The following is a 21,487-nucleotide window of genomic DNA, read 5'->3' as shown; positions in this document are numbered from 1 at the left end:
GGACCAGCCGCATCCCCCGCGCCGGTGCGGGGAGCGGGCGCTGTGCAATCGTCGTCACGAACCGACGGTGCACCACCCGCACCCGCGCCGGCCCACCGACACGCGGACGGCCCACCCGCCCGGCTCGTCCGGGCCGGCCACCGCCCGCACGGGGGTCAGCCCATGCTCTTGGTGCCGTCCAGGGCCTCGCGGACGATGTCGGCGTGGCCGGCGTGCTGGGCGGTCTCGGCGATGATGTGGAGCAGGACGCGGCGGGCGCTCCAGCGGACGTCGCCGTCGAACCAGGGCGCCTTCGGCAGCGGGTGGGACACGTCCAGGTCGGGCAGGGTGGCGACCAGGTCGTCCGTGCGGCGGGCCGTCTCGGCGTAGTCGGCGAGCACCCCGGCCAGGGTCTCGCCGGGCATCAGCCGGAAGCCGTCCCGGCGCTCGGCCAGGTCCGCCTCGGTCATGGCGGTGAAGTCCGGCATCGCGGACGGGCCTTCGAGGATGAAGGCGGCCCAGCTGCGCTCGACCGCGGTGACGTGCTTGACCAGGCCGCCCACGCAGAGCTCGCTCACGGTGGAACGCTCGGCGGCCTGTGCGTCGGTCAGCTCGTTCGCGGTGAGGCGCAGGAAGAACCGCGCCTGGCCCAGCTGCTCCAGCAGGTCCGCGCGCTCGCCGGTCAGGGTCCGGGCCAGGGGGCGGGTGGTGGTCTCGGCCATGGTCTTCTCGCATTCGTGAGCTGGTGTTCCGTCTACGAGCCATACGATAGGCCCGATCTAGGACAGATCGCGTCCTAGATCGCCCCGGGCCGGGAACCAGCCTCACGGTGCTTCAGGAGGCTGGCCGGGAGCCGTGAGTGACGGGCCGCCAGAGACGCACACCCCCGGACGACGGGCAAGGGGTTGTCCGTGCACGTCGTACCGGGGCCGGCCGCCGCTCGCCCGTCCGGGTGGTGTGTCCGGGACAGGCCCCGAAGAGGTCGGCCCGCGCGGCGATCGCCCGCGACCATACGGCCATGATCACGCTACGCCGTACCACCGTCTCCGCGGTCGCCGCCTGTGCCGCGCTGCTCGTCCCCCTGCTCCCCGGCGCCGCCCTGGCGGCGCCGCTGCCCACCGCCGCGGCCGAACGCGGCGCCGCCGAGCACCGGGTGAACGCCTTCCTGGACACCGTCCGGAGTGATCCGCAGGCGCTGCGGAGCTTCCTGCACGACCTGCCGAAGGGCGGTGACCTGCACAACCACCTCTCCGGTGCGGTCACCACCGAGCTGCTGATCCGGCTCGCCGCCGAGGACGGGCTCTGCATCGACACCGCGACGCTCACCGCGCAGGTCGCGCCCTGCTCGGCGACCGCCCGTCCGGCCGCCGACGCGATCTCCGACCAGGCGTTCCGCGGGGAGGTGATCCGGGCCTGGTCGATGCAGGACTTCGTCCCCGGCGCCGAGTCCGGCCACGACCACTTCTTCGCCACCTTCGGGAAGTTCGGCGAGGCCAGCTGGCGCCACCCCGGCCGGATGCTCGCCGAGGTCACCGACACCATGGCCGCCCAGCAGCAGAGCTACCTGGAGACGATGCTGACCCCGGCCTCGTCGAGCGGTGCCGCACTCGCCGCGAAGGTCGGTTTCGACCCCGACTTCGCCGCGATGCGCGCGAAGCTGCTCGCCGACGACGGCATGGCGCAGGTCGTGGCCGACGCCCGGGGCGAGGCCGACCGGCTGTTCGCCGAGTACCGGGCCACCGCGAACTGCGAGACCGGCCGGCAGGCCCCGGGCTGCACCGTCACCGTACGGCTCATCTCGCAGGCCTCGCGCGCCTCGACGCCGGCCCGGGTGTTCACCCAGCTGATGCTCGGCATGGAACTCGCCAGCCAGGACGACCGGTTCGTCGCGGTCAACCTCGTCCAGCCCGAGGACTACCCGGCCTCGCTGGAGAACTACGACCTGCAGATGCAGATGCTCGACTTCCTGCACCCGCTCTACCCCAAGGCCCACATCACCCTGCACGCCGGTGAGTTGGTGCCCGGGCTGGTCAAGCCCGAGGACCTGCGCTTCCACATCCGCGAGGCGGTGCTCACCGGCCACGCCGAGCGGATCGGCCACGGTGTGGACGTCGTGCACGAGGACGACTCCGCCGAGCTGCTGAGCACCCTCGCCGAGCGGCACACCCTGATCGAGGTGCCCCTGACCAGCAACGAGCAGATCCTCCAGGTCTCCGGCCCCGACCACCCGTTCCCGCTCTACCGGCGGCACGGGGTGCCGACCGCGCTGGCCACCGACGACCCCGGGGTCTCGCGCGGCGACATCACCGAGGAGTACCAGAAGGCCACCACCCGCTACGACCTCGGCTACCGGGACCTCAAGGACCTGGCCCGGAACTCGCTGGAGTACGGCTTCCTGCCCGGTCACAGCCTCTGGAAGGACCGCGACCACTTCGAGCCGGCGCCGGAGTGCGCCGCCGACGAACTCGGCGGCGCCCACCCGAGCGCAGGCTGCGAGGCCCTGCTGGCGGCCAGCCCCAAGGCCGAGCAGGAGTGGGAACAGGAGTGCCGCTTCCGGGACTTCGAGGCCGCCGTGCTGCACCGCGACGCCTGACCGCGGGACACCGGGGCGCCCCCGGCCACCGGGCCTCCGTCACCGGAGGCCGCAGGCGGCCCGGGGCGCCCCGCCGGATGCCGCGGGCGGAGCCGACGGCGGGACCGACGGCCGGGCCGGACGGCACCCGCGCGGTGGAGGGCCGGTGGGGCGGAACGGCTGGAGGGCCGGTGGGGCGGAGGGGTCAGGACGCCGAGGGTGCCCACGCCGCCGAGGCCCGCGCCGAGTACCGTGCGACCGTCCTCCCCCGGCAGCGACGTGCAGGAGTGGGCGGAAGCGGCCAGCGGGCCGATGCCGACCAGCGGCGAGGTGAGCCGCACGCCGTGCGACCGCGCGTCGAAGACGGGCGCGTCGAAGGTCACCGAGGCGCAGCCGGGCAGGTCGACGCCCACCCGGGCGGTGATCGCCGACCCGCACACCTGGTAGGTGCCGCCGGTGACGGAGGTGAGCCGGACGGTGGCCGTGCAGGCCTGCTGTCCGGCCGCCAGATCACCGTGCACCGTCACCGTGCCCCGGGCGGCGTCCACCGTGGCCGTGCCGGAGCCGCAGCCGGTGGCGGCGCTCGCGCCGTCGAGGACCAGCCCGGCGGGCAGCTGCGCGGTGAAGGACCAGCCGTTCTTCGCGGCCAGCTCGGCGGTGTCGGTGACGGTGAAGGTCAGCGTGCCGGGCGCGCCGACGGGCAGCCTCGCCGCCGCGAAGCCCAGGTCGAGCTGCGGGGTGGCGTCCAGCAGCCGGGGGGGCGTTCGCCGCGGCCGGTCCGATCGCGGCCAGCGATCCGGCGGCCAACGCGGTGACGCCCAGCAGGGCCGTGACCACCCGGCCTCGCCACCGCCCACCGGCCCGTCCCGCTCCCCGCCTGCGGATCCTCCTGCTCGCCGCCGCGCCGGCCGGACCGCTGCCGGTGCGCCCCACCTCGAAGCCCCTCATCCCGCACCCCTTTTCTGCCGTCCGAGCGCTCGCCACGGCCGCACCGCGCCGACGCGACGGACGTCCCCAGCCACCTTCCCGGCCCGGGGCGCCCCCCACACCGGCGCGCGGCACCCCGGCTGGTGCGCGAGCGGGTGCGCACGCCGCGCAAGCCGGTGCGCACGGCCACGAGCCCGTCGGCCCCGGCGACGGGCCGTTCCGCGTCCCGTCCGCCCCCGCGCGCGCCCGGATCCCCGTTCTTCGTCCAGGAACTGAACCTCCGGACGTGTGCGGAGCGTAGTCAGCTACGGAGCCGCCGGACGGGGGCTCCGTCCCATCGGCGGGACGGGGGAGCGGCTGGGACCACATGGACTGGGGCAACTGTCTGCTCCCCGGCGACTCGCTGGTCTCCGGCAACGGTGACCAGCGGCTCGTCTACCAGAAGGACGGCAACCTCGTGCAGTACGACGAGCGCGGCTACGCGGTCTGGGCCAGCGGGACCACCAACTCCTCGCCCGGCAAGGTGATCATGCAGTACGACGGCAACTTCGTCGTCTACGACACCTTCAAGGGCGCCCGGTGGTCCTCCGGGACGGCCCTCGGCTGCAACCCGAGCGCCAACTGGGTGCGCCTGCAGAACGACGGGAACCTGGTCGTCTACCGCCCCCACAACAGCGGCCCGTGGACCCCGGTCTGGTCCTCCCAGCACGGGCGGGTCGGCACCTGCTGACCTGACCCGGCGCGGGGCTTTCGCGGACCTGCTGCCGGTGGCCGTCCCGGGACGGCCGCCCGGCGCCCGGTCGGCGGGATCTGCAGCGCCGGCCGGGGCGGCTGACCCGCGCGCGGTGGCGGGCTCCCGATCGGCTCCCGATCGCCTCCCGTCGGCGGACGGCCGAGGCAGGCGCGGCGGCCGGCCCCGGTCGAGCCGGCCCCACCGTGCTCCCGGACGGCCCGGTGGCACCGCGGGACGTCGCCCGAGCCGCCGTCAGGAGGTGGGCCTAACCCTCCACCCGGACCTTGTCCGCCTGCATGCCCTTCTGGCCCTGGACCGCCTCGAAGGACACCTTCTGCCCCTCCACCAGGGACTTGAAGCCGGTGCTCTCGATCGCCCGGAAATGGACGAACAGGTCCGGCTCGCCGGACTCCGGGGAGACGAAGCCGTAGCCCTTCTCGTCGTTGAACCACTTCACGGTGCCGTTCTGCCGCTCAGCCACAACCACTCCTGCCACGAGGAACCTACGGGACCCAACACGGCGATCATGGCAGGAGTCGGGGCTCCGGCGAGGCTGCCACACAAGGCCGCGCGGCCGTTCTGCAGCGGACGCGCCACCGGAGCGGCATCCGGCACCCTGCCGGCGCCCCGCTCGTGGCCCGCTCGTGGCCCGAACCCCCGGCGGCCCGGCCGCGGGTGTACCGGGGCACCGGTACACCCGCGGCCGGCCGTACACCGCGTTACGCGTCGGCCGGGCCGTAGACGGTGTGCAGGACGCCGGTGGCGAAGACCGTGTTGCTCAGGAGCTTGAGCCGGATCGGGCCGGCACTCTCGTCGAACAGCCGGACCCCGCGGCCGACCGCGATCGGGTGGACGTACAGGTGCAGTTCGTCGATCAGGGCGGCGGCCAGCAGTGCACGCACCACCGAGATCGAGCCGGACATCCCGATCGGGCCGCCGGGCTCCTGCTTCAGCGCGGTGACGGCCTCGACCAGATCACCCTTGAGCTGCTCGGAGTTGCGCCAGGTGAACGCCAGCTCCGCATTCGAGACGACGACCTTGCGGGCGTCGCCGAGCGCCCTGGCCATCGGGGCGTCGTCGCCGCCGGCCGCCTCCCGGGCCGGCCAGGAGTCGGCGAAGGTGTCGTAGGTGACACGGCCGAGCAGCACGGTGTCGGCAGCACCGAGCTGGGCGCCGACGGCTGCGCCCATCTCCGCGTCGAAGTACGGGAAGTGCCACTGCTCCGGGCTCTCCACGACGCCGTCGGCGGCGATGAACAGTCCGGCGGTGATCTTCCTCATGGTGCTCTCCCTGTGCTTGTCGCTATCGGTGCGCTTTCACAGGGTCAGACCGGCAGGCACGCCCGGACTCATCGGTCCGCGGCGAAGATTTTCAAGATTTTTCGCAGCCGTCGGCCCCACCGGCCGCCACCTGCACACTCCTGGGGCCCGGCCTCCCCACCCGGTGCGCACCCTCCGCCGCGGCGCGGGCACAGCCCTGCGAGGGGGAGGCGGCGGCGGGGCCGCTGCCGGCGGGCGCTCAGCTGCCCGGCCGGCGGCCCTCCCCCGCGGCGACCACGAACCAGTTGGCCGGCAGCGCGACCCGGGTGCCGTCCGGATGGCACTCGCTCATCGCGAGGTCGGTCGCGCCCTGGTCCAGGATCTCCAGCCCGGCGCCGCGCAGCAGCCCCGGCACCTCGCCCGGGGCGACCTCGGCCGGGCGCAGCTGGTGCTTGCGGACCTGGCGGAGCTTCTCCGGCGGGCCACCGGGCCGTTCGGCGACCTGTTGGAGCACCGCCTTGGCGGCGGCTGTCGGCTCGACCACGAAGCCCCGGCCGCGCCGGCCGAGCAGCAGGGCGACGGCGGCCGCGACCGGCGCCCGGTCGGCCGGGTCGCTCTGGTGGAGCACGGCCCGCAGGTAGACGTTGGCCTCGCCGAGGCGGTCACCGAGCCGCCGCACCCCCACCAGGTCGGTGAGGTTGAGCTGCTCGAACTCGGCCACCGCGTCGTGGTCCGCGCGACGGGCGTGTGCCACGGCCGAGGCGGAGATGTCGACGCCCACCGCCCGCGGGAAGTGCCCGGCCAGGTAGCGGGTCTGAGTGCCGTTGCCGCAGCCGAGGTCGACGATCGGCAGCGTGCGGTCGGCGTGCGCCGCGAGCAGCTCGGTGTGGGGGGCCGCCGTCAGGGTCGGATCCGCATCCCAGAACGGCTCGCCCGGCTCGCCCGTGTTCTCGGCCCAGAAGCCCTCCCACGCGCGTACGTAGCGCTCCGAAGCAGTCATCAGCGGCTCTCTCCCGGTCGTCGTGGCAGCGAATACCAGCCTCCATACCGGCCGCCGCACCGACGGAAACCACCCGGGCGGATCCTTCACCCCGTGTTCGAGCCCGCCGCGGTGAATCACCCGTTCGGTGGGCCCCGGCCGGGCCGGGGGCCCGTCCACCGCCTCCTGAGCAGCCGGGGCGGCTCCCGGATGGGAGGCGCTGCGCCGCTTTCCCGCACGGCAGGACGTACCCTTCACAGCGGTGGGAGCGCGGCAGCGCCGATGCCGCCGCCGCACCACGGCGGGGCCCGACGCCGGCGACGGTCCGTGAAGAGCGGACTGCCGCGACCACCACAACCACTACGACAAAGGACCACCTGTGGCAACCGACTATGACGCCCCGCGCAAGACTGACGACGACGGGTCGCACGACAGCATCGAGGAGTTGAAGGCGCGGCGCACCGACACCTCGTCCTCCACCATCGACGCCGTCGACCAGCTCGAATCCACCGAAGGGGTCGAACTGCCGGGCGCCGACCTCTCCGGTGAGGAACTCACCGTCACCGTGCAGCCCATGCAGGCCGACGAGTTCACCTGCGTGAACTGCTTCCTCGTCCACCACCGCAGCCGGCTCGCCGGCCTCAAGAACGGCCAGCCCATCTGCCGGGACTGCGCCTGACCGAACCACCACCCGCCCCCGCCGGGCCCGGTTCGGGCGGAGCCCGGCCCGCCCGTCCGCCGCGCGGCGGGCAGGCATGCAGGCGGGCAGAACGGGGCCGCGGCGCAGCGGGCAGGGGGTGGACAGGGGCGGGGAGGGAGGCGGGGAGGGCAGGGGTAGGGGGCACAGGGGGAGGCAGGGGGCGGGGGCCCTGGCACTGGGCCGAGAGCGGCCCGGACCAGGGGTGACCGGGCCGGCGCACCCACAGTCCGGCCCCGGCAGCTGTGCTGCCGGGGCGGCCCGATCGTCCCCGAGACTCCGGCGGCACCGCCCCGCCCGGCGGGCCGCCGGCCACCGCCGCCGGCCGGACGACACGAACAGCACCGCGGCACACACCTCGGTGCTTCCGTCCAGGACCAGCCACTCGCTGCCGTGCCGGCCGTTCGGCGGCGGGCAGGTGTCCCAGCTGGTGATGACGGCCGTGATCGCCATGACGACGCCGGCGGTCTTCGGGATCGTCGTGGCCCGGCAGTCGTACACGCTCGTCGGAGAACCGTTGCCGCTCGGGTAGTTGGGTGTGCTCGCGAGGAAGCGAGGAAGCACCGGCCGTTCCGGAACTGCCGGTCCGGGCGGAGCACGGTCACCGAGTTGTCGCGATGGCGATGGAGGAGGGCGTCACGTCCGGCGCGAACGGGCCGCCGGCGTCACGCTCGCCCTGTACGCCGCCATCCCCAGCTACTGGCCGCCGGCCCAACAACCCTGGCCGCCGCCGGCCTGGAGGACCTGGACGGGTTCGTGCGCGGCCTGCTGGAGGCGGTCCACCCGCAGTGCCCCGGCAGTCCGTGACCACGGGTGCGATCCGCGGCGCCGGCCTGCCATCCGGATCCGTCACGGCGTGCCGGTGAAGGCGCGGCGGTAGGCGCGGGGCGGCACTCCCCGGCGCCGCACGAACTGCTCCCGCAGGACGGCCGCGCTTCCGTAGCCGACCCGGCGGGCGATCTCCTCGACCGGCAGGTACGTCGATTCGAGGAGTTCCTCGGCCCTGCTCAGTCGCAGGCTCCGCAGCCAGGCGTGCGGGGTGGTGCCGGTCGCGGCGGTGAAGCGGCGGGCGAAGGAGCGTCTGCTCATCAGGGCGCGGCGGGCCGGTTCCGCGACGGGCAACGGCTCGTCGAGGTGCTCGCGGGCCCAGCCGAGCGGCGCCGTACTCCCGCCTCACCAGGTGGAGGTCACAGGTCGAAGCCCGCGGCGGCTCCCGCGCCCGTGACGATGCTCCCGTCGTCGATGTAGAGCGCATCGGGATCCACCGTGACGTCCGGGCAGCGGTCGGCGAGGAGGCCGGCGAACCGCCAGTGGGTGGTCGCCCGCCGGCCGGTGAGCAGCCCGGCCGCGGCGAGCGCGAACGTGCCGACGCAGTGGGCCGCGACCACGGCACCGCGCGCGTGCGCGGCCCGCAGCGCGTCGAGCACGGCGGGGCGGGCGGCGTACCGACGTGGTGCTCAGGGCCCACCACCCCGACAACACCATGAACGTGGGCCTCTTCGGCCGCGCCCGGGTGCACGACCACCAGGTGGAGTACCTGGGCGACCAGTGGACCAACCGCGACGCCGAGGGCTACGAACCCCCTCGCTGCGGCTGATCCGCACCCCGGGCCACAGCCCCGAGGACATCACCCTGCTCGCGGGCACCGACGCGGGCGTGGTGGCCTTCGCCGGCGACCTGTGGTGGCACGCGAACGGCCCCGCGGACGACCCGGTGGCCCCCGACCGCGAGGTACTGCGCGCCTCCCGCCTGCGGGTCCTGGCCACGGCGGACCTCATCGTCCCCGGCCACGGCGCCCCCTTCCGGGGTGACGACACCACCCCGCGGTAGGGACCAGGTGGCCCGGGCCGAGCCGTCAGCGCTGGAAGGGGCTCGGCTCCCAGGACTGGCCGCCGACCGGGTGGACGTAGAGCGGGCGGCCCTTCACCGCGCTGGTGCGGAACGGTGTGCCGTGGCCGAGATCGACGGGGAGGGTGCCCTTCCGGTCGCCGCTGGACCACTCCAGCTCCAGGTACCAGGTCACGTCGTGGGAGGTGGTCTCGGCGGAGACCTCGATGACCTCGGGGTCGCCCTCGCTCACCTTGACCGGCAGGCCGGTGCTTCCCTCGCTCACGACCGGCCGTGGACGGGCCGCGTCCAGGTCGAGGTCGTAGGAGTGGACGTCGACGCCACCGCCGCAGCCCTCGCCCATGGAATAGACGTTCCAGGCGAGCGGAGCGGCGATCCGGGTGACCCGGACGTTGAGGCCCGACAGCACCACGGTGTCCCTGCCGGTGCCCTGCACGACGATTTCGATCGACTGGTAGTGGCCGGGCACCGCGCCGAGCCGGGAGGCCCAGCCGGCCACGTCCGCCACCTCGGGCGGTCGGGGGACTTCGGATGGCGGGCGGTCCACCACGTACTGGTCGCACGCTGTCTCCCAGCCGGACGGCCGGACCGAAACCGTGAGGGGGGCGTTCGTGTCCGCGCCCGCGCCCGCAGAGGCAGCAGCCGAGGCCGCGGCGGAGGTGGAGGTGGAGGCGGAGACCTGGGACGGGAGGGACGGCGATCCGGCGGACGGCCCGATGTCCGCGACCGGCGCGGCGCCGGTGTCACCGCCCGTGGCCGTCGTCAGCCCGGTGGTGACGGCCCCGACGGTTGCCAGCGCCACCACCGCCGCCACCGCGGCCAGGATCCCGCCGCGGCGGCGCCACCGCCGAGGCTCCGCCCCGGGGACGGGGCCTGCCTCGGGGACGGGGCCTGCCTCCGGGCCGCCTGCCGTGTCCGGGACTGCCTCCGGCTCCGCCTCCGCCTCCGTCGGCAGTGGGGCGACCGGCGGATCCGCCGGTCCGGACGCAGGTGGCGGCGTCCTGCTCCCCCGCGTCGCGTGGGCGACGGCCCAGAGGCGGTACAGCTCGACGAGCTCGTCCGGCGTCGCCCCGCAGACCCGCGCGAGATGGTCCAGCGGGGCGAACTCCCCCGGCATCACATCGCCGTTGCAGTAGCGGTGGAGCGTCGAGGTGCTCAGGTGCAACCGCTTCGCCAGCGCGCCGAAGCTGAGCCCCGACCGGCTCTTCAGCTCCTGAAGAATCCGCGCGACCTCGTCCCGCTCCCGCCACTCCCCGTCCCCCTCCGGCACCGTTCCTCCATCCGTCCGTGCACCCGTTCGTGCATCCGTGGTGATCGCGCCCGTGGTCTCCCACCGCGGCCGGATCAGCGTGAAGCGATCTTCGCGACAGGAGCACGCGCCGGGCGCCCCCGCGGTTCCCACCGCCGCTCACACCGTTCCCGCACCCCTGGGACGCGTCCCAGGAAGGTTACGTCTTCCCAGCTCACAGCGGGTAACGGCGTCCCAGCGTCCCAGATCGCGCGACCGCCCTTGCGGCTGGGACGAACCGGCCGACAGGCTGGCGACGAACACCGAGGGGGAGCAACTATGAGCACTGTCCAGGCGACCCGGACCGCGATGCGCACCGGCGACCGATTCCACCGCGGCGCGGTGGCGCTGACGATGGGCGGCATCCTGCTGATGACCGCGGCCTGCGGCGACGACCAGGGCAAGGGCGGCGACACCACCCGGGCGGCGGACACCACCGCCACCGGCGGGCCGGCCGCCACGACCGCCGCCACCGCAGCTGCCGCCGCCGCCGCACCGAAGACGTCCGCCGCGGTGCTGGACGTCCAGCCGAAGGACGGCGCGCAGGGCGTCGCGCCCGACGCGCTGCGGGTGTCCGTCTCGCAAGGCCGGATCACCACCGTCGCCGTGACCGACAAGAACGGCAGGCCCGTCCCCGGCTCGGTCACCCCGGACGGCACCGGCTGGAAGCCCACCGCCGCGCTCGCACCCGGCACGGCCTACACGGTCAACGCCCAGGCGGCGGATGCCGACGGTCTCCCGGCCGCCGCCACGACCGCCTTCACCACCCGTACGCCCGACAAGCAGGTCTCCACCAACGACAACATCGCCGACGGCCAGACCTACGGCGTGGGCATGATCGTCAAGGTGGAGTTCAGCGCGAAGATCGTGAACAAGGACGCCGTCGCCAAGGGCATCACCTTCGAGACCGGCGACGGCACCGAGGTGAAGGGCCACTGGTTCGGCGACGCCCGCCTGGACTTCCGCCCCGCCGAGTACTGGAAGCCCGGCACCAAGGTCACCATCCACTACCGGCTGAAGAACGTCGAGGTCTCACCGGGCGTCTACGGCGACGTGGACAAGGACGAACCGTTCACCATCGGCCGCTCCCAGGTGTCCACCGCGGACGCCGCCGCCCATCTGCTCACGACCGTCCGGGACGGCAGGTCGACCACCGTGCCCGCCACCCTCGGCGACGACAAGCACGCCTCGTGGGGCGGCACCATGGTGATCATGTCCAAGGAGCGGGCCACCCACATGAACTCCCGGACGGTCGGCCTCGGCGACGAGTACGACATCCCCGTCGTCCCGCACGCGATGCGGCTCACCACCAGCGGCACCTACCTCCACGGCAACTACTGGTACAAGGGCGACCCGTTCGGCAAGGAGAACACCAGCCACGGCTGCGTCTCGCTCAAGGACGTCGAGGGCGGCAGCGACACCTCCGTCGCGGGCTCGTTCTTCAACAGCTCGCTGATCGGCGACGTGGTGACGGTCGTCAACTCCAAGGAGAAGACCGTCTCCCCCGACAACGGACTGGGCGGCTGGAACCTCCTCTGGGCGAACTGGTAGGCCCTGCGGACGCGTCCGCACGCGTCCCACCGGGGCGCCGGCACCCGCCCGTCCCGATCCGCCCGGCGGCTCACGCCACCTGCGCACCCCCGGTGAAGAACTCGACCAGCCCGTGGGGCGCACGCTCCCCGATGCAGAGGTCCAGGACGGTGTACGCGCGGGTGGCCGCGGCCGCACTGCGCGGGAACAGCTCCGCCTCGTACGCGGCGAGGGCCGCCTCGGTGTCGCCGGGGTGCTCGGCGATCGCCCGTCCGAGCTCGGCACCGTCGAGCATCGCGAGGTTGGCGCCCTCGCCCGCCGGGGGTGCCAGGTGCGCGGCGTCGCCGAGCAGCGTCACCCCGGGCACGCGGTCCCACCGGTGCCCGGTCGGCAGCGTGTGCAGGACGCGCGCGACGGGTGCGCTCTCGCCGTCGGTGATCAGTGCGGTGAGCTGCGGCGCCCACCCCTCGAACTCGGCGGCCACCGCGGCCCTGGCCGCGTCCGCGTCGGCGAAGTCGATCCCGTCGATCCACCCGGCCGGGCGGGTCAGCTGCGCGTAGGTGTGCAGCACCCCGCCGGCCTCCCGGTGCGCGGAGATCCCCTGCCCCGGGGCGAGCGCGAACATCGCGCCGGCCCCGACCGCCGCGGCCACGGCCGGGTGCCGCGCGTCCACGTCGTAGAGGTAGGTCTCGACGTAGCACGTGCCGAGGTACTCCGGCTCCGCGTCGGAGAGCAGCGGCCGGACCCTGGACCAGGCGCCGTCGGCGCCGACGAGCAGCCCGGTGGTCACCGCGGACCCGTCCGTGAACGCCACCTCGTGCCGGCCGCCGCCGAGGGAGCGGGCCCCGGCGACCTTGCGCCCCCAGACGATCGTCCCTTCCGGCAGGGACTCGATCAGGATCCGGCGGAGATCACCGCGGAGCACCTCGGGGCGCCGGCCCGTCCCGTTGTCGGGCTCGTCCAGCAGCACCGTGCCGTGCCGGTCGAGCACCCGGGAGGCCTCACCGCCCTCGTGGATGATCGCGCGGAACTCCTCGGTCAGGCCGGCCGCCTCCAGTGCCCGCTGCCCGTCGTGCTCGTGGATGTCGAGCTGGCCGCCCTGCGTCCGGGCCTGCGGCGAGGGCTCGGCCTCGTAGACCGTCGCGGGGATGCCGTGGACGTGCAGGACACGGGCGAGCACCAGCCCGCCGAGCCCGGCGCCGATGATCGTGACGGGAGTGCTGGAAGTGATGGGGGTAGTGGAAGTGATGGGAGTGGCGGAAACGACAGGGGTGGTGGGTGCGGTGGTCATGGCGGTGCCCTCTCTCCTCACGGGCGGTCTCCCGCCCGGGCCGAGTCGTGGAACGGCGTTCCAGAGGCAGCCTGGAACACCGTTCCAGCGCTGTCAAGCTGGAACGGCGTTCCAGATGTGTCAGGATGGAGGCATGGCAACCAGGACGCGCCGCACCGAGCGGCGGGAGGAGCCGCTCTCCCGCGAGCGGATCGTCGAGACGGCCGTCGAACTCCTCGACCGGTCCGGCGAGAGCGGTCTCACCTTCCGCGCCCTGGCGCAGCACCTCGCCACCGGCCCCGGCGCGATCTACTGGCACGTCGCCAACAAGGACGAGCTCCTCGGCGCCGCCACGGACGCCGTCATCACCGGCACCCTCACCGCCGCCGCGCCCGGCAGCACACCGCAGCAGGCCGTCCGCACCCTCGCCCTGGGCGTCTTCGACGCGATCGACGCCCACCCCTGGGTGGGCGCCCAGCTCGCCCGCCCCTCCTCGCCGTCGCCACTGCTGCGCGTGATGGAAGGCCTCGGCCGCCAGGTCCGGGCACTCGGCGTCCCCGAGCCCGAGCTGTTCAGGTCGGCGTCCGCCCTGCTGCACTACATCCTCGGCGTGAGCAACCAGAACGCCGCCAACGCCGTCGCGGCGGCCGCCCACCGCCCGCCGACCAGCCGGACCGCCTTCCTCGCCGCCACCTCCACCGCCTGGACGGAGCTGGACCCCGACGAGTACGCGTTCGTCCGCAGCATCGCCGGCCAGCTGCGCGACCACGACGACCGCGAGGAGTTCCTCGCCGGCATCGACCTCATCCTCGCCGGCATCTCCGCCCGCCTCTGACCGGCGGCCGCTCCGCACGGGCCGTCCGGGGCGGCCCCCTTGACGCGGCGTGGATCCCGGACGACACTCCGGGACAGGAATCCTCGATCGTGGGCGGGAGAGCCGTGAGGCACGCGGAGCCGGTCATCGACGGCGTGGCCCACGCCGTCCGGCTGCGCCCGGTGCTGACGTGCCGCCGCCACATCGACCTGCAACGGGTCTGCAGCAGCCTGGCAGGAGCGTCCGCTCCCCACCGCCCGGCGGCCTTCCCCGTCTGATTCCCCCTCAGGCAGTCGCGTGCCCCGATTCCTCCCCGCTCCTCCCCCCTCCCCCACCCGACGCGTCGTACGCGCCTGCGTACCCCCGACCCCCGGGAGAGCCATGTCCGCCTCGTCCCCGTCCGCCGTCCCCTCCCTCCGCGGACGGATCGGCCTCGACGCCCGCAGCGGGTACTACCCCGTACCGCACCGCTACCGGCTCCATCTCACACTCTCCTGTCCGCGCTGTCTGCGGATCGCCGTCACCCACAGCCTGCTCGGCCTCGACGACACCCTCCCGATGACCCTGCTGCCGGCGCTGCCGGACGACGGAGCGGGCGGATACCTGGCGCTGCGCCCGCTGTACGAGGCGAGCGCCCACCAGTACCCCGGACCGGCCGCGGCGCCGGTGCTCAGCGACAGCTGGAGCGGAAGGATCGTCACCACCGACACCACCGAGATCCTCACCGACCTGGCCCGGCGCTTCCCCCGTCCCGGCCTCCAGCCGTGCGGCCGGGACGCGGCGATCGACGCCGTCCGGCAGCTGTGCGCGCTGAGCATCGACGCCCCGGCCCAACGCGCGGGCCGGTCCGACTCCACCCCGGCGGAGCGCGCGACCGCCCTGCGCAGCCTGCTGGACGGGCTGGCCGCGGTCGAACACCGCCTGGAGACCCAGGAGTTCCTGCTGGGCGAGGAACTGACCCTCGCGGACGTGGAACTCTGGGTGACGCTGGTGCAGCTGGACACCGTGCACCGCTGGCACCTGGACGCCGCCGCCGTGCAGTCCGTCGCGGGGTACGGCCGGGTGTGGGCCCATGCCCGCCGACTGGCCGGACACCCGGCCTTCGGCCGCCACCTCGACCTGGACGGCATCGCCCGCCGCCACCACACCCTGTGCCTGGGCCGGGAGGCCGCCGGAGCGGCGATCCAGATCGTGGACTGGGCGGCGCACGCCCAGGGGCGGGTGCACTCCGGCTGAGCCCGGACGGACGCAGCCCGCCGGGCCTCGCACACGACGAGGCCCGGCGGGCAGGGCGCCGCACCGCACCCGGGCGGCGGCAGACGTGCGGACCGTCCGGCAGAGGGCCTAGTACGGGGCGGCGGCCATCGAGGTGACCGCCTCCGCCACGGTGGACCGGTAGATGCCCATCTGGGGGTTCAGGACCCGTGCGCCGCTGCCGAGCGGGAAGTTCTGGGTGCCGGCGAGGGGCATGGCGCCCTCGTCGTCGGCCAGCACGTTGAGTTCGTTGATGCCGGGGACGGTCCCGGTGGTGGCACCGCTCGGGTCCAGGTCGATCACCGCGTAGGCGCTCCGGCCCGCCGGGACGGGGAACCGCGCCGTGCCGCTCGCGAGCACCGGCTTGATGTTCTTGCTCCGGTCCGGGGAGGTGGAGTTGCCCAGGTCGACCCCCGGGGACGAGCTCAGGCTGCAGGCGTTCGTGCCGGTGTTGCGCACCTCGATCACCCACTGGGTGGCTGCGCCGGTCCGCCCCGTCACGTGGATCGAGAGGTTCTGGCTGTCGCACGGGCCGCCGGCGGCGCCGGCGCTCCCGGCATCGGGCCGGGCGGCGCCCGACGCGCTCGCGCCGGACGGCGTGCGTGACGCCGTCCCGGCGGCCGGCGCACTCGCCTTCGGGGCACCGGTGGACGGGCCCGGTGCCGAGGGAGCGCCGGTGGCCGGGCCGCCCGCCGTCGTGGGCGTGGCGGTCACCGCGGCGGTCGTGGGCGCCGTCGAACCACCGGCCGAATCCCCGGTGTCGGGCCCGCAGGCGGTCAGCGCGAGCCCCGCCCCGGCGATCAGGACGGCGGAGACGAGCGACGGACGGCGGCGGCGGACGGACATGGTGGCTCCCCGTTGGTGGCGCGTGCTGACTGTTCGGACACACCACAGGACGACCGGCCGACCGCGAACGGTGGCATGCACAGCGTCACAATCGTCAGGACAGGACGGGGATCGAACTGTGACATTCGGTCAGGGGCAGGACTCTCGGCCCGCAGGGCCGGCTCGGCCCCGTCCGGCGCTGGCCTCTCCGGCTCGGTCCCGGCCGGTTCGGTCCCGGCCGGTTCGGTCCCGGCCGGTTCGGTCCCGGCCGGTTCGGTCCCGGCCGGTTCGCGTCCACCGGATAATGGTCGGGCCGCGGGTCAGCGGCACGGAGCGTGGGAAAGGCAGTGGACGGATGACCCTGGAAGAAGGCCGACGCGTCAGGTTGGCCGAGGACCTCGCGATCGGCGAGGCGGTCGCCGGGGAGCCCGGGGCCGTCGTCGGGCTCCTCTCCCTGGGGGCCGGGATCGAGGGCACCGTCGAACGGGTCGACGGGGAACTCCCGGAGAGCCACGACGTCCGCGAGTACCAGCGGCTCAAGGAACTGTTCGACGACTACGGGCACACCATGCCGGCGGCCAGCCGGGACCGGCTGACCGCCGAACTCGCCGTCCTGGAGCCCGTGTGGGCCGCCCACCGGGACCTGGACGCGCTGCTCACGGTCCGCGTCCGGTGGGACAACGGCCTCGTCCTCGACGGCACGCACCAGGGCGTCCTCACCCCGCTGTGACACGGGCCGGCCAGGATGCCGGGGTGGGGCCGCCGTGCCCGGCGAGGAGAGCCGGGGACGGGCGGGGCGCCCGCGTCCGGTGCGGAGCGGGCGCCGCGCCCGGGGGCCCTGGGGCCGGTCAGCCCGCGACGGTGGCGCGCAGGCGCTTCTTGTCCGGCTTGCCCACGGTGGTGAGCGGGATCTCGGGCAGCACGTGCAGCGCCTCCGGGGCGTAGATCCGGCCCTTGTGCGCGGTGACGAACGCCCGGATCTCCTCCAGCTCCGGGCGCTGCCCCGGCGCGGGGACGACCGCGACGTGAACGTGTTCGGCCTGCTGCTCGTCGTGCAGGCCGAACACGGCGCACTGGGCGACGGCCGGGTGGGTGAGGAGGAGCTCCTCCACCTCGGAGGGGTAGACGTGCCCGCCGACCACGATGATCTTGTCTGTGAGGCGGTCGGCCAGGTAGAGGTAGCCGTCCTGGTCGAGGTGGCCGATGTCGCCGGTGTTCAGCCAGCCCTCGCGCAGCACCTCCGCGGTGAGGTCGGGCCGCTTCCAGTACCCCGCCATGAGCGAGCGCGAGCGGACGTGGATCTCGCCCAGCTCACCGGCGGGCAGCTCGGCACCGTCGCCGGAACGGATCACCACCTCGACGCCCGGGAGGGGGTGGCCGACGGAGATCCGGCCGCCGTGCCCGACCCGGTCGTGGTCGTGCGGGCCGAGGACGGCGATGTTCTGCGCCTCCGACATCCCGTAACCGCTCGCCAGGATCGGCCCGAACACCTTGATCGCCTCCCGGAGCCGGACCGGCGAGGCGACGCAGCCGCCGTACAGGATCCGCTCCAGGCTGGACAGGTCGGTGCTGCCGATCGCCGGGTGGTCCAGCAGGCGGTAGAGCAGCGGCGGCAGGACCCACAGGTCGGTGATCCGCTCGCGCTCGACGGCGGCCAGCACCTCGCCGGGGTCGAAGGAGCGCTGGAGGACCACCGAGCCGCCGTGGTGCAGCGTCAGATCGCTCAGCACCCCGGCGAGGTGGGCCAGCGAGGTGGCCGCCAGCAGACGGGGCGCAGCGCCCTGCGGGCCGAACCGCACGTCGGGCTCGCCGCCCTGCGGGCCGAACGGCACGTCGAAGGCCCTGCGGTACGGGCCGTGCAGGCTGAGGATGCCCTTCGGGACGCCGGTGGTGCCGCCGGTGTGGCGGATGCCGAGGTCGTCGTCCGGGCCGATCCGCACGGCCGGCGGCTCGGCGGGCCGGTGCGCGGCGGCGGCGATCACGTCCGCGCCGATCTCCGCCGGGCCCGGGCCGAGGGTGAGCACCGTCGGCACATCGACCAGGGCGAGCAACTCGGCTGCGTCCGCGTACCGTTCGGCGTCCACGAGGAGGACGGTGGTGTCGACGCTGGTGACGATCCCGGCGAGGACGGCGGGGCTCATGCCGTCGTAGAGGTTGACCAGCCGGGCGCCCGCGAGTCCGGCGGCGTAGCGGGCGCTGAGCGCCTCGGGGGTGTTGCCGGTGAGCAGGGAGACGGTCGTGCCGTGGGTGACGCCCCGGGCGAGGAGCTCATGCGCCAGCCGGTAGGTGGCGGTGGCCAGCTCGCCCGCGGTGACGGTGGCGCCGTCGACGGTGGTGACGGCCGGCCGGTCGGGGTCCCGGGAGAGGGACCGGAGGATCAGGGCCGGGGCGCTGATGAACTCCGCGTCGTTCATGGCCACTTCTTCTTTGTAGTTTGCAACCATATCGACAGGCTAACCCGATCCCGGGCGCCGCGAAGCCGAAACCGGCACCGCGGCCGGGACCGGCACGGCACCGGGGACGGAACCGGGCAGGGGGCTTGCGGGGAGCGGGGGTTGCGGTCGGGAGCGGGCGCGCGGGCCGGTCGGCGCGGGCCGTTGGCGTACCCGCTCAGTACTCGTTCTTGATGACGAAGTAGGAGCCGCGGATCGTCCCGGCGAGCTTCGACTTCTGACGTGCGAACTTGAACCGCGGCGCGAGCTCCTCCGGCACCTCCATCCCCTCCGAGAGCTTGAACCCGACCGCCCGCTTCTTGGCGTCGTCGACGGTGTACATCACGTTGACCGACAGGCCGCTCTCGTAGAAGACGTAGGCCATGCGGATGTTCTCGACCTCGAAGGAGGTGGCCTCCAGGGGCCGGGACGCGATGACGATGTCGCGTTCCTCCCGGAGGATCCGGTGCACCCAGTCGACGGCCTCCGTGGCCTCGTCCGCGGGTTCCACGGTGAAGACGTGGTCGTACTTGTTCTTGAAGTAGCGGGCCTCGTTCGCCCGCAGGCCGGCGAGTGCGTCGGCGACGGGCGACGACTCCAGGCCGACGGTCGACACGGTGCCGAAGTCCACGGCGTAGGTCATGACGGCTTCTCTTCCATGGGCGCGGGCGGGCGGCAGGTGGCCGGCGGCAGGCGTCGATCGTACTGGCCCGGGGTGCCACGGCCCGGGACCGGGCGGCGGGCGTGTCCGACGCCCGGCGCGCCGCCCACGCCGCCCGGTGGCATCAAGGACCTCGCCGTCACGATGGCCGGCCGGCGGGTGGAGCTGGGCAGCCGCCTCGCCGCGGGAAACGTCGCCACGGCGGACTCGTCGCTCATGACGCGCCTGCGGCGCGCCGGACTGGTGACGCTCGGACGCACGGCGACCCCGGAGTTCGCGTACAGCACCACCACGGAAAGCACCCTGTACGGCGCCACCCGCAACCCCTGGGACCTGACCCGCAGCCCCGGCGGCTCCAGCGGCGGCGCGGGAGCGGCCGTCGCGGCAGGCGTCGTCCCGATCGCCCACGCCACCGACGCGGCGGGCTCCATCCGCGTCCCCGCCGTCGCCACCGGCCTGTTCGGGCTGAAGCCGACCCGCGGCCGGATCTCCCTGGGCCCTGACACGGACGAGGTCTTCAACGGCCTCGCCGTCCACGGCGCCGTCAGCCGCTCGGTGCGCGACAGCGCCGCGCTGCTGGACCTCGTCCACGGCCCCGAGGCCGGTGACCCCTACTCCGCGCAGCGGCCCGAGCGGCCCTACCTCCAGGAGATCACCCGCTCCCCGGGCCGGCTGCGGATCGGCCTCCTCACCCGCCCCTGGGGCGGCCGGGCGGTGGACCGCGGCGTCCTCGACGCCACCCTGCGATCCGCACGACTCGTCGAATCGCCCGGGCACCGGGTGGAGGAGTTCGCGGTGGCCAGCGCCCGCCTCTGGAGCACCAATCTGGTGACGTGGATCGACGACCTCGCCGCAGCCTCCGGGCGCCCCGTGGACACCACCACGGTCGAACCCCGGACACTGGCGAACTACGCCTACGGGCAGCGGGTCAGCGGCGCCGAGTTCGTCCGGGCCCTCGCGATGCGCAACAGCGTCGCACGGGCCATCGGCCGCTACTTCATCGAGTACGACCTGCTGCTCACGCCGACCCTGCCCGAACCACCTGTCCCCCTCGGCACGTACGCCGAGGGTGCCGAGGCCGACGGTCTCGGCTGGATCCAGCAGGTCCTCCACCGCTCGCCCTTCACCGCCGCGTTCAACGTCGCGGGCACTCCCGCCATGTCCGTCCCGCTGGAGTGCGACCCCGCCACCGACCTGCCCATCGGCATCCAGTTCTCGCGGGGCACGGACGCGAGGACGTCCTCTTCCGCCTCGCCGGCCAGCTGGAGCAGGCTGCTCCCTGGGCTCGGCGGACGCCCACCGTCTGGGCGGGGCAGCAGGAGGCCTGACCTACGCCGCCGGAGCGCGCCGTCGACCGGACGGCGCTCCGGCGACAGCCCCGCTCCGGCGACCCTGCGACCCGGCAACCCAGGGCGGGGCCGGCCGGCGCAGCGGGTGCGGGGGCGGCGGGGGCGGGGAAAAATTGGATCGGTGCTCGAAGACGACGCGACCGCCGAGCCGAGGAGTGGCCCGTGAGCGAGCAGGTGCTGGCGAGCTGGAACGACGGGCCGGCCAGGCAGGCGATCCTGGACTACGTGCACGGGGCGACGACACCCGGGACGGCGTTCGTCGAGCCGGCCGACCGGGTCGCCGCGTTCGACAACGACGGCACGCTCTGGGTCGAGCAGCCACTGCCGCCGCAGTTCGACTTCGTGTTCCGCATCTGGGAGGCGGAGGTGAAGGCCGACCCCTCGCTCGCGGCGCGCCAGCCGTACAAGGCGCTCGTGGAACGCGACCAGGGGTTCTTCGAGGCCTTGGCGACGCAGGAGCCCGAGGCGGTGGCGACCCTGCTGGAGGCGTTCACGCGCTCGTGGGCGGGCACGACCCCCGGGGAGTTCGACGCGCAGGTGCGGGAGTGGACCAGGACGGTGCGGGATCCGCGGTTCGGCGTCCCCTACGTGGAGCTGGTCTACCGGCCGATGCTGGAGCTGTTCGACCTGTTGCGGGCGAAGGGGTTCCGGGTCTTCGTGTGCTCGGGCGGCGGCCGGGACTTCATGCGCGTGTTCGCCGAGGACACCTGGGGAGTCCTCAAGGAGAACGTCATCGGCTCGGCGGCCGGTTACACCTACACCGGCGGTCGGATCGTCCGCTCCCGCGAGCTGGAGGGCGGCCTGAATCTGGGGCCGGGCAAGCCCGAGCACATCTTCGCCCACACCGGGCGGCTGCCGGCCTTCGCGGGCGGCAACGCCGACGTCGACATCGAGATGCTCCGCAGCGCCGCGTTCGCCCTGCTCGTCCGCCACGACGACGACCGGCGGGAGTACGCGTACACCAAGGGCGCCGAGGCCTCGCTCGCCGCGGCCGAGCGGCTCGGCTGGACCGTGGTGAGCATGAAGGACGACTGGACGGCCCTGTTCTGACCTGCCCTGACCTGCCCTGA

At 74.1% G+C, this 21,487-nt stretch carries 19 protein-coding genes and 3 pseudogenes; 12 read left to right on the top strand and 10 right to left on the bottom strand.

The window, feature by feature from the left end; all coding sequences use genetic code 11:
• Positions 1-155: 155 nt before the first annotated feature.
• On the bottom strand, positions 156-701 hold the full coding sequence (locus OH807_RS40710) for a DinB family protein (protein WP_406210392.1): 546 nt from the start codon (positions 699-701) through the stop codon (positions 156-158).
• Positions 702-997: 296 nt separating this feature from the next.
• Here OH807_RS40710 and OH807_RS40705 point away from each other — a divergent pair, with 296 nt between their 5' ends.
• The gene (locus OH807_RS40705; protein WP_406210390.1) at positions 998-2,572 is read left to right on the top strand and encodes an adenosine deaminase; all 1,575 of its coding nucleotides are present in this window, start codon (positions 998-1,000) and stop codon (positions 2,570-2,572) included.
• 1,273 nt (positions 2,573-3,845) lie between these two features.
• Positions 3,846-4,208: a hypothetical protein gene (locus OH807_RS40700; RefSeq protein WP_406210388.1), complete on the top strand. Its 363-nt coding sequence runs from the start codon at positions 3,846-3,848 to the stop codon at positions 4,206-4,208.
• Positions 4,209-4,476: 268 nt separating this feature from the next.
• Here the strand turns inward: OH807_RS40700 and OH807_RS40695 are convergent, their stop codons facing one another.
• The 3 genes from OH807_RS40695 to OH807_RS40685 form a co-directional block, all read right to left on the bottom strand.
• The gene (locus OH807_RS40695) at positions 4,477-4,692 is read right to left on the bottom strand and encodes a cold-shock protein (RefSeq protein ID WP_406210385.1); all 216 of its coding nucleotides are present in this window, start codon (positions 4,690-4,692) and stop codon (positions 4,477-4,479) included.
• A gap of 238 nt (positions 4,693-4,930) precedes the next feature.
• On the bottom strand, positions 4,931-5,491 hold the full coding sequence (locus tag OH807_RS40690; protein WP_406210382.1) for a dihydrofolate reductase family protein: 561 nt from the start codon (positions 5,489-5,491) through the stop codon (positions 4,931-4,933).
• Positions 5,492-5,729: 238 nt separating this feature from the next.
• On the bottom strand, positions 5,730-6,470 hold the full coding sequence (locus tag OH807_RS40685) for a class I SAM-dependent methyltransferase (protein ID WP_406210379.1): 741 nt from the start codon (positions 6,468-6,470) through the stop codon (positions 5,730-5,732).
• Between the two features lie 358 nt (positions 6,471-6,828).
• On the opposite strand from OH807_RS40685, the gene OH807_RS40680 reads away from it, so the two are divergent.
• Both OH807_RS40680 and OH807_RS40675 read left to right on the top strand, forming a co-directional pair.
• Positions 6,829-7,128 carry a DUF4193 domain-containing protein gene (locus tag OH807_RS40680; protein ID WP_406210376.1) on the top strand — a complete coding sequence of 100 codons (300 nt, stop codon included), beginning with the start codon at positions 6,829-6,831 and terminating at the stop codon, positions 7,126-7,128.
• Between the two features lie 379 nt (positions 7,129-7,507).
• Positions 7,508-7,678 carry a hypothetical protein gene (locus tag OH807_RS40675; protein ID WP_406210374.1) on the top strand — a complete coding sequence of 57 codons (171 nt, stop codon included), beginning with the start codon at positions 7,508-7,510 and terminating at the stop codon, positions 7,676-7,678.
• A gap of 317 nt (positions 7,679-7,995) precedes the next feature.
• On the opposite strand, the pseudogene OH807_RS40670 reads toward OH807_RS40675, so the two are convergent.
• A pseudogene (locus tag OH807_RS40670) lies at positions 7,996-8,579 on the bottom strand (GlxA family transcriptional regulator); the annotation flags it as partial.
• Positions 8,580-8,590: 11 nt separating this feature from the next.
• Here OH807_RS40670 and OH807_RS40665 point away from each other — a divergent pair.
• Positions 8,591-8,976, top strand: a pseudogene (locus OH807_RS40665) (MBL fold metallo-hydrolase); the annotation flags it as partial.
• Between the two features lie 25 nt (positions 8,977-9,001).
• On the opposite strand, the gene OH807_RS40660 reads toward OH807_RS40665, so the two are convergent.
• Positions 9,002-10,264 (bottom strand): helix-turn-helix domain-containing protein, encoded by a 1,263-nt coding sequence (locus OH807_RS40660; protein ID WP_406210372.1) that lies wholly within the window; start codon positions 10,262-10,264, stop codon positions 9,002-9,004.
• Positions 10,265-10,561: 297 nt separating this feature from the next.
• Between OH807_RS40660 and OH807_RS40655 the strand changes: the two genes are divergently transcribed.
• Positions 10,562-11,833, top strand: coding sequence for an Ig-like domain-containing protein (locus OH807_RS40655; RefSeq protein WP_406210370.1), 1,272 nt, complete (start codon positions 10,562-10,564; stop codon positions 11,831-11,833).
• 70 nt (positions 11,834-11,903) lie between these two features.
• On the opposite strand, the gene OH807_RS40650 is transcribed toward OH807_RS40655, so the two are convergent.
• Entirely contained in the window at positions 11,904-13,103 is a 1,200-nt protein-coding gene (locus tag OH807_RS40650) for an FAD-dependent oxidoreductase (protein WP_406210368.1), read from the bottom strand.
• A gap of 133 nt (positions 13,104-13,236) precedes the next feature.
• Here OH807_RS40650 and OH807_RS40645 point away from each other — a divergent pair, with 133 nt between their 5' ends.
• The 3 genes from OH807_RS40645 to OH807_RS40635 all read left to right on the top strand — a co-directional run bounded on the left by OH807_RS40645 (position 13,237) and on the right by OH807_RS40635 (position 15,132).
• A complete protein-coding gene (locus tag OH807_RS40645) occupies positions 13,237-13,917 on the top strand; it encodes a TetR/AcrR family transcriptional regulator (RefSeq protein WP_406210366.1) in 681 nt (226 codons plus the stop codon).
• Positions 13,918-14,021: 104 nt separating this feature from the next.
• Complete coding sequence (locus OH807_RS40640) at positions 14,022-14,174, top strand: hypothetical protein (RefSeq protein ID WP_406210363.1); 153 nt, start codon at positions 14,022-14,024, stop codon at positions 14,172-14,174.
• Between the two features lie 103 nt (positions 14,175-14,277).
• Positions 14,278-15,132, top strand: coding sequence for a glutathione S-transferase C-terminal domain-containing protein (locus OH807_RS40635; protein WP_406210360.1), 855 nt, complete (start codon positions 14,278-14,280; stop codon positions 15,130-15,132).
• 108 nt (positions 15,133-15,240) lie between these two features.
• Here OH807_RS40635 and OH807_RS40630 read toward each other — a convergent pair whose 3' ends face one another.
• Positions 15,241-15,996, bottom strand: a complete 756-nt coding sequence (locus OH807_RS40630; protein WP_406210357.1) for a DUF4232 domain-containing protein — start codon at positions 15,994-15,996, stop codon at positions 15,241-15,243.
• Between the two features lie 334 nt (positions 15,997-16,330).
• On the opposite strand from OH807_RS40630, the gene OH807_RS40625 reads away from it, so the two are divergent.
• Positions 16,331-16,705 (top strand): hypothetical protein, encoded by a 375-nt coding sequence (locus OH807_RS40625; RefSeq protein WP_406210355.1) that lies wholly within the window; start codon positions 16,331-16,333, stop codon positions 16,703-16,705.
• A gap of 118 nt (positions 16,706-16,823) precedes the next feature.
• Here OH807_RS40625 and OH807_RS40620 read toward each other — a convergent pair whose 3' ends face one another.
• Both OH807_RS40620 and OH807_RS40615 read right to left on the bottom strand, forming a co-directional pair.
• Positions 16,824-18,419: an AMP-binding protein gene (locus OH807_RS40620; RefSeq protein WP_406210352.1), complete on the bottom strand. Its 1,596-nt coding sequence runs from the start codon at positions 18,417-18,419 to the stop codon at positions 16,824-16,826.
• Between the two features lie 166 nt (positions 18,420-18,585).
• Positions 18,586-19,050: a phage tail protein gene (locus tag OH807_RS40615; RefSeq protein WP_406210349.1), complete on the bottom strand. Its 465-nt coding sequence runs from the start codon at positions 19,048-19,050 to the stop codon at positions 18,586-18,588.
• A gap of 63 nt (positions 19,051-19,113) precedes the next feature.
• Here OH807_RS40615 and OH807_RS40610 point away from each other — a divergent pair.
• Positions 19,114-20,396 (top strand): annotated as a pseudogene (locus tag OH807_RS40610) (amidase); the annotation flags it as partial.
• A 183-nt stretch (positions 20,397-20,579) separates the two neighbouring features.
• Positions 20,580-21,467, top strand: a complete 888-nt coding sequence (locus OH807_RS40605; protein ID WP_406210347.1) for an HAD family hydrolase — start codon at positions 20,580-20,582, stop codon at positions 21,465-21,467.
• Positions 21,468-21,487: the final 20 nt, after the last annotated feature.

Source organism: Kitasatospora sp. NBC_01560 (assembly GCF_045208415.1).
Taxonomy (GTDB): Bacteria; Actinomycetota; Actinomycetes; order Streptomycetales; family Streptomycetaceae; genus Kitasatospora.
This window is presented reverse-complemented; position numbering and strand designations above follow the sequence as displayed.

Excerpts from the sequence above, each read along its gene's own strand:
- OH807_RS40710 (WP_406210392.1), bottom strand. The coding sequence starts at position 701 with ATGGCCGAGACCACCACCCGCCCCCTGGCCCGGACCCTGACCGGCGAG.
- OH807_RS40700 (WP_406210388.1), top strand. The coding sequence starts at position 3,846 with ATGGACTGGGGCAACTGTCTGCTCCCCGGCGACTCGCTGGTCTCCGGC.
- OH807_RS40625 (WP_406210355.1), top strand. The coding sequence starts at position 16,331 with ATGACCCTGGAAGAAGGCCGACGCGTCAGGTTGGCCGAGGACCTCGCG.
- OH807_RS40690 (WP_406210382.1), bottom strand. The coding sequence starts at position 5,491 with ATGAGGAAGATCACCGCCGGACTGTTCATCGCCGCCGACGGCGTCGTG.
- OH807_RS40650 (WP_406210368.1), bottom strand. The coding sequence starts at position 13,103 with ATGACCACCGCACCCACCACCCCTGTCGTTTCCGCCACTCCCATCACT.
- OH807_RS40655 (WP_406210370.1), top strand. The coding sequence starts at position 10,562 with ATGAGCACTGTCCAGGCGACCCGGACCGCGATGCGCACCGGCGACCGA.
- OH807_RS40620 (WP_406210352.1), bottom strand. The coding sequence starts at position 18,419 with ATGGTTGCAAACTACAAAGAAGAAGTGGCCATGAACGACGCGGAGTTC.
- OH807_RS40630 (WP_406210357.1), bottom strand. The coding sequence starts at position 15,996 with ATGTCCGTCCGCCGCCGCCGTCCGTCGCTCGTCTCCGCCGTCCTGATC.
- OH807_RS40685 (WP_406210379.1), bottom strand. The coding sequence starts at position 6,470 with ATGACTGCTTCGGAGCGCTACGTACGCGCGTGGGAGGGCTTCTGGGCC.
- OH807_RS40615 (WP_406210349.1), bottom strand. The coding sequence starts at position 19,050 with ATGACCTACGCCGTGGACTTCGGCACCGTGTCGACCGTCGGCCTGGAG.
- OH807_RS40635 (WP_406210360.1), top strand. The coding sequence starts at position 14,278 with ATGTCCGCCTCGTCCCCGTCCGCCGTCCCCTCCCTCCGCGGACGGATC.
- OH807_RS40645 (WP_406210366.1), top strand. The coding sequence starts at position 13,237 with ATGGCAACCAGGACGCGCCGCACCGAGCGGCGGGAGGAGCCGCTCTCC.
- OH807_RS40705 (WP_406210390.1), top strand. The coding sequence starts at position 998 with ATGATCACGCTACGCCGTACCACCGTCTCCGCGGTCGCCGCCTGTGCC.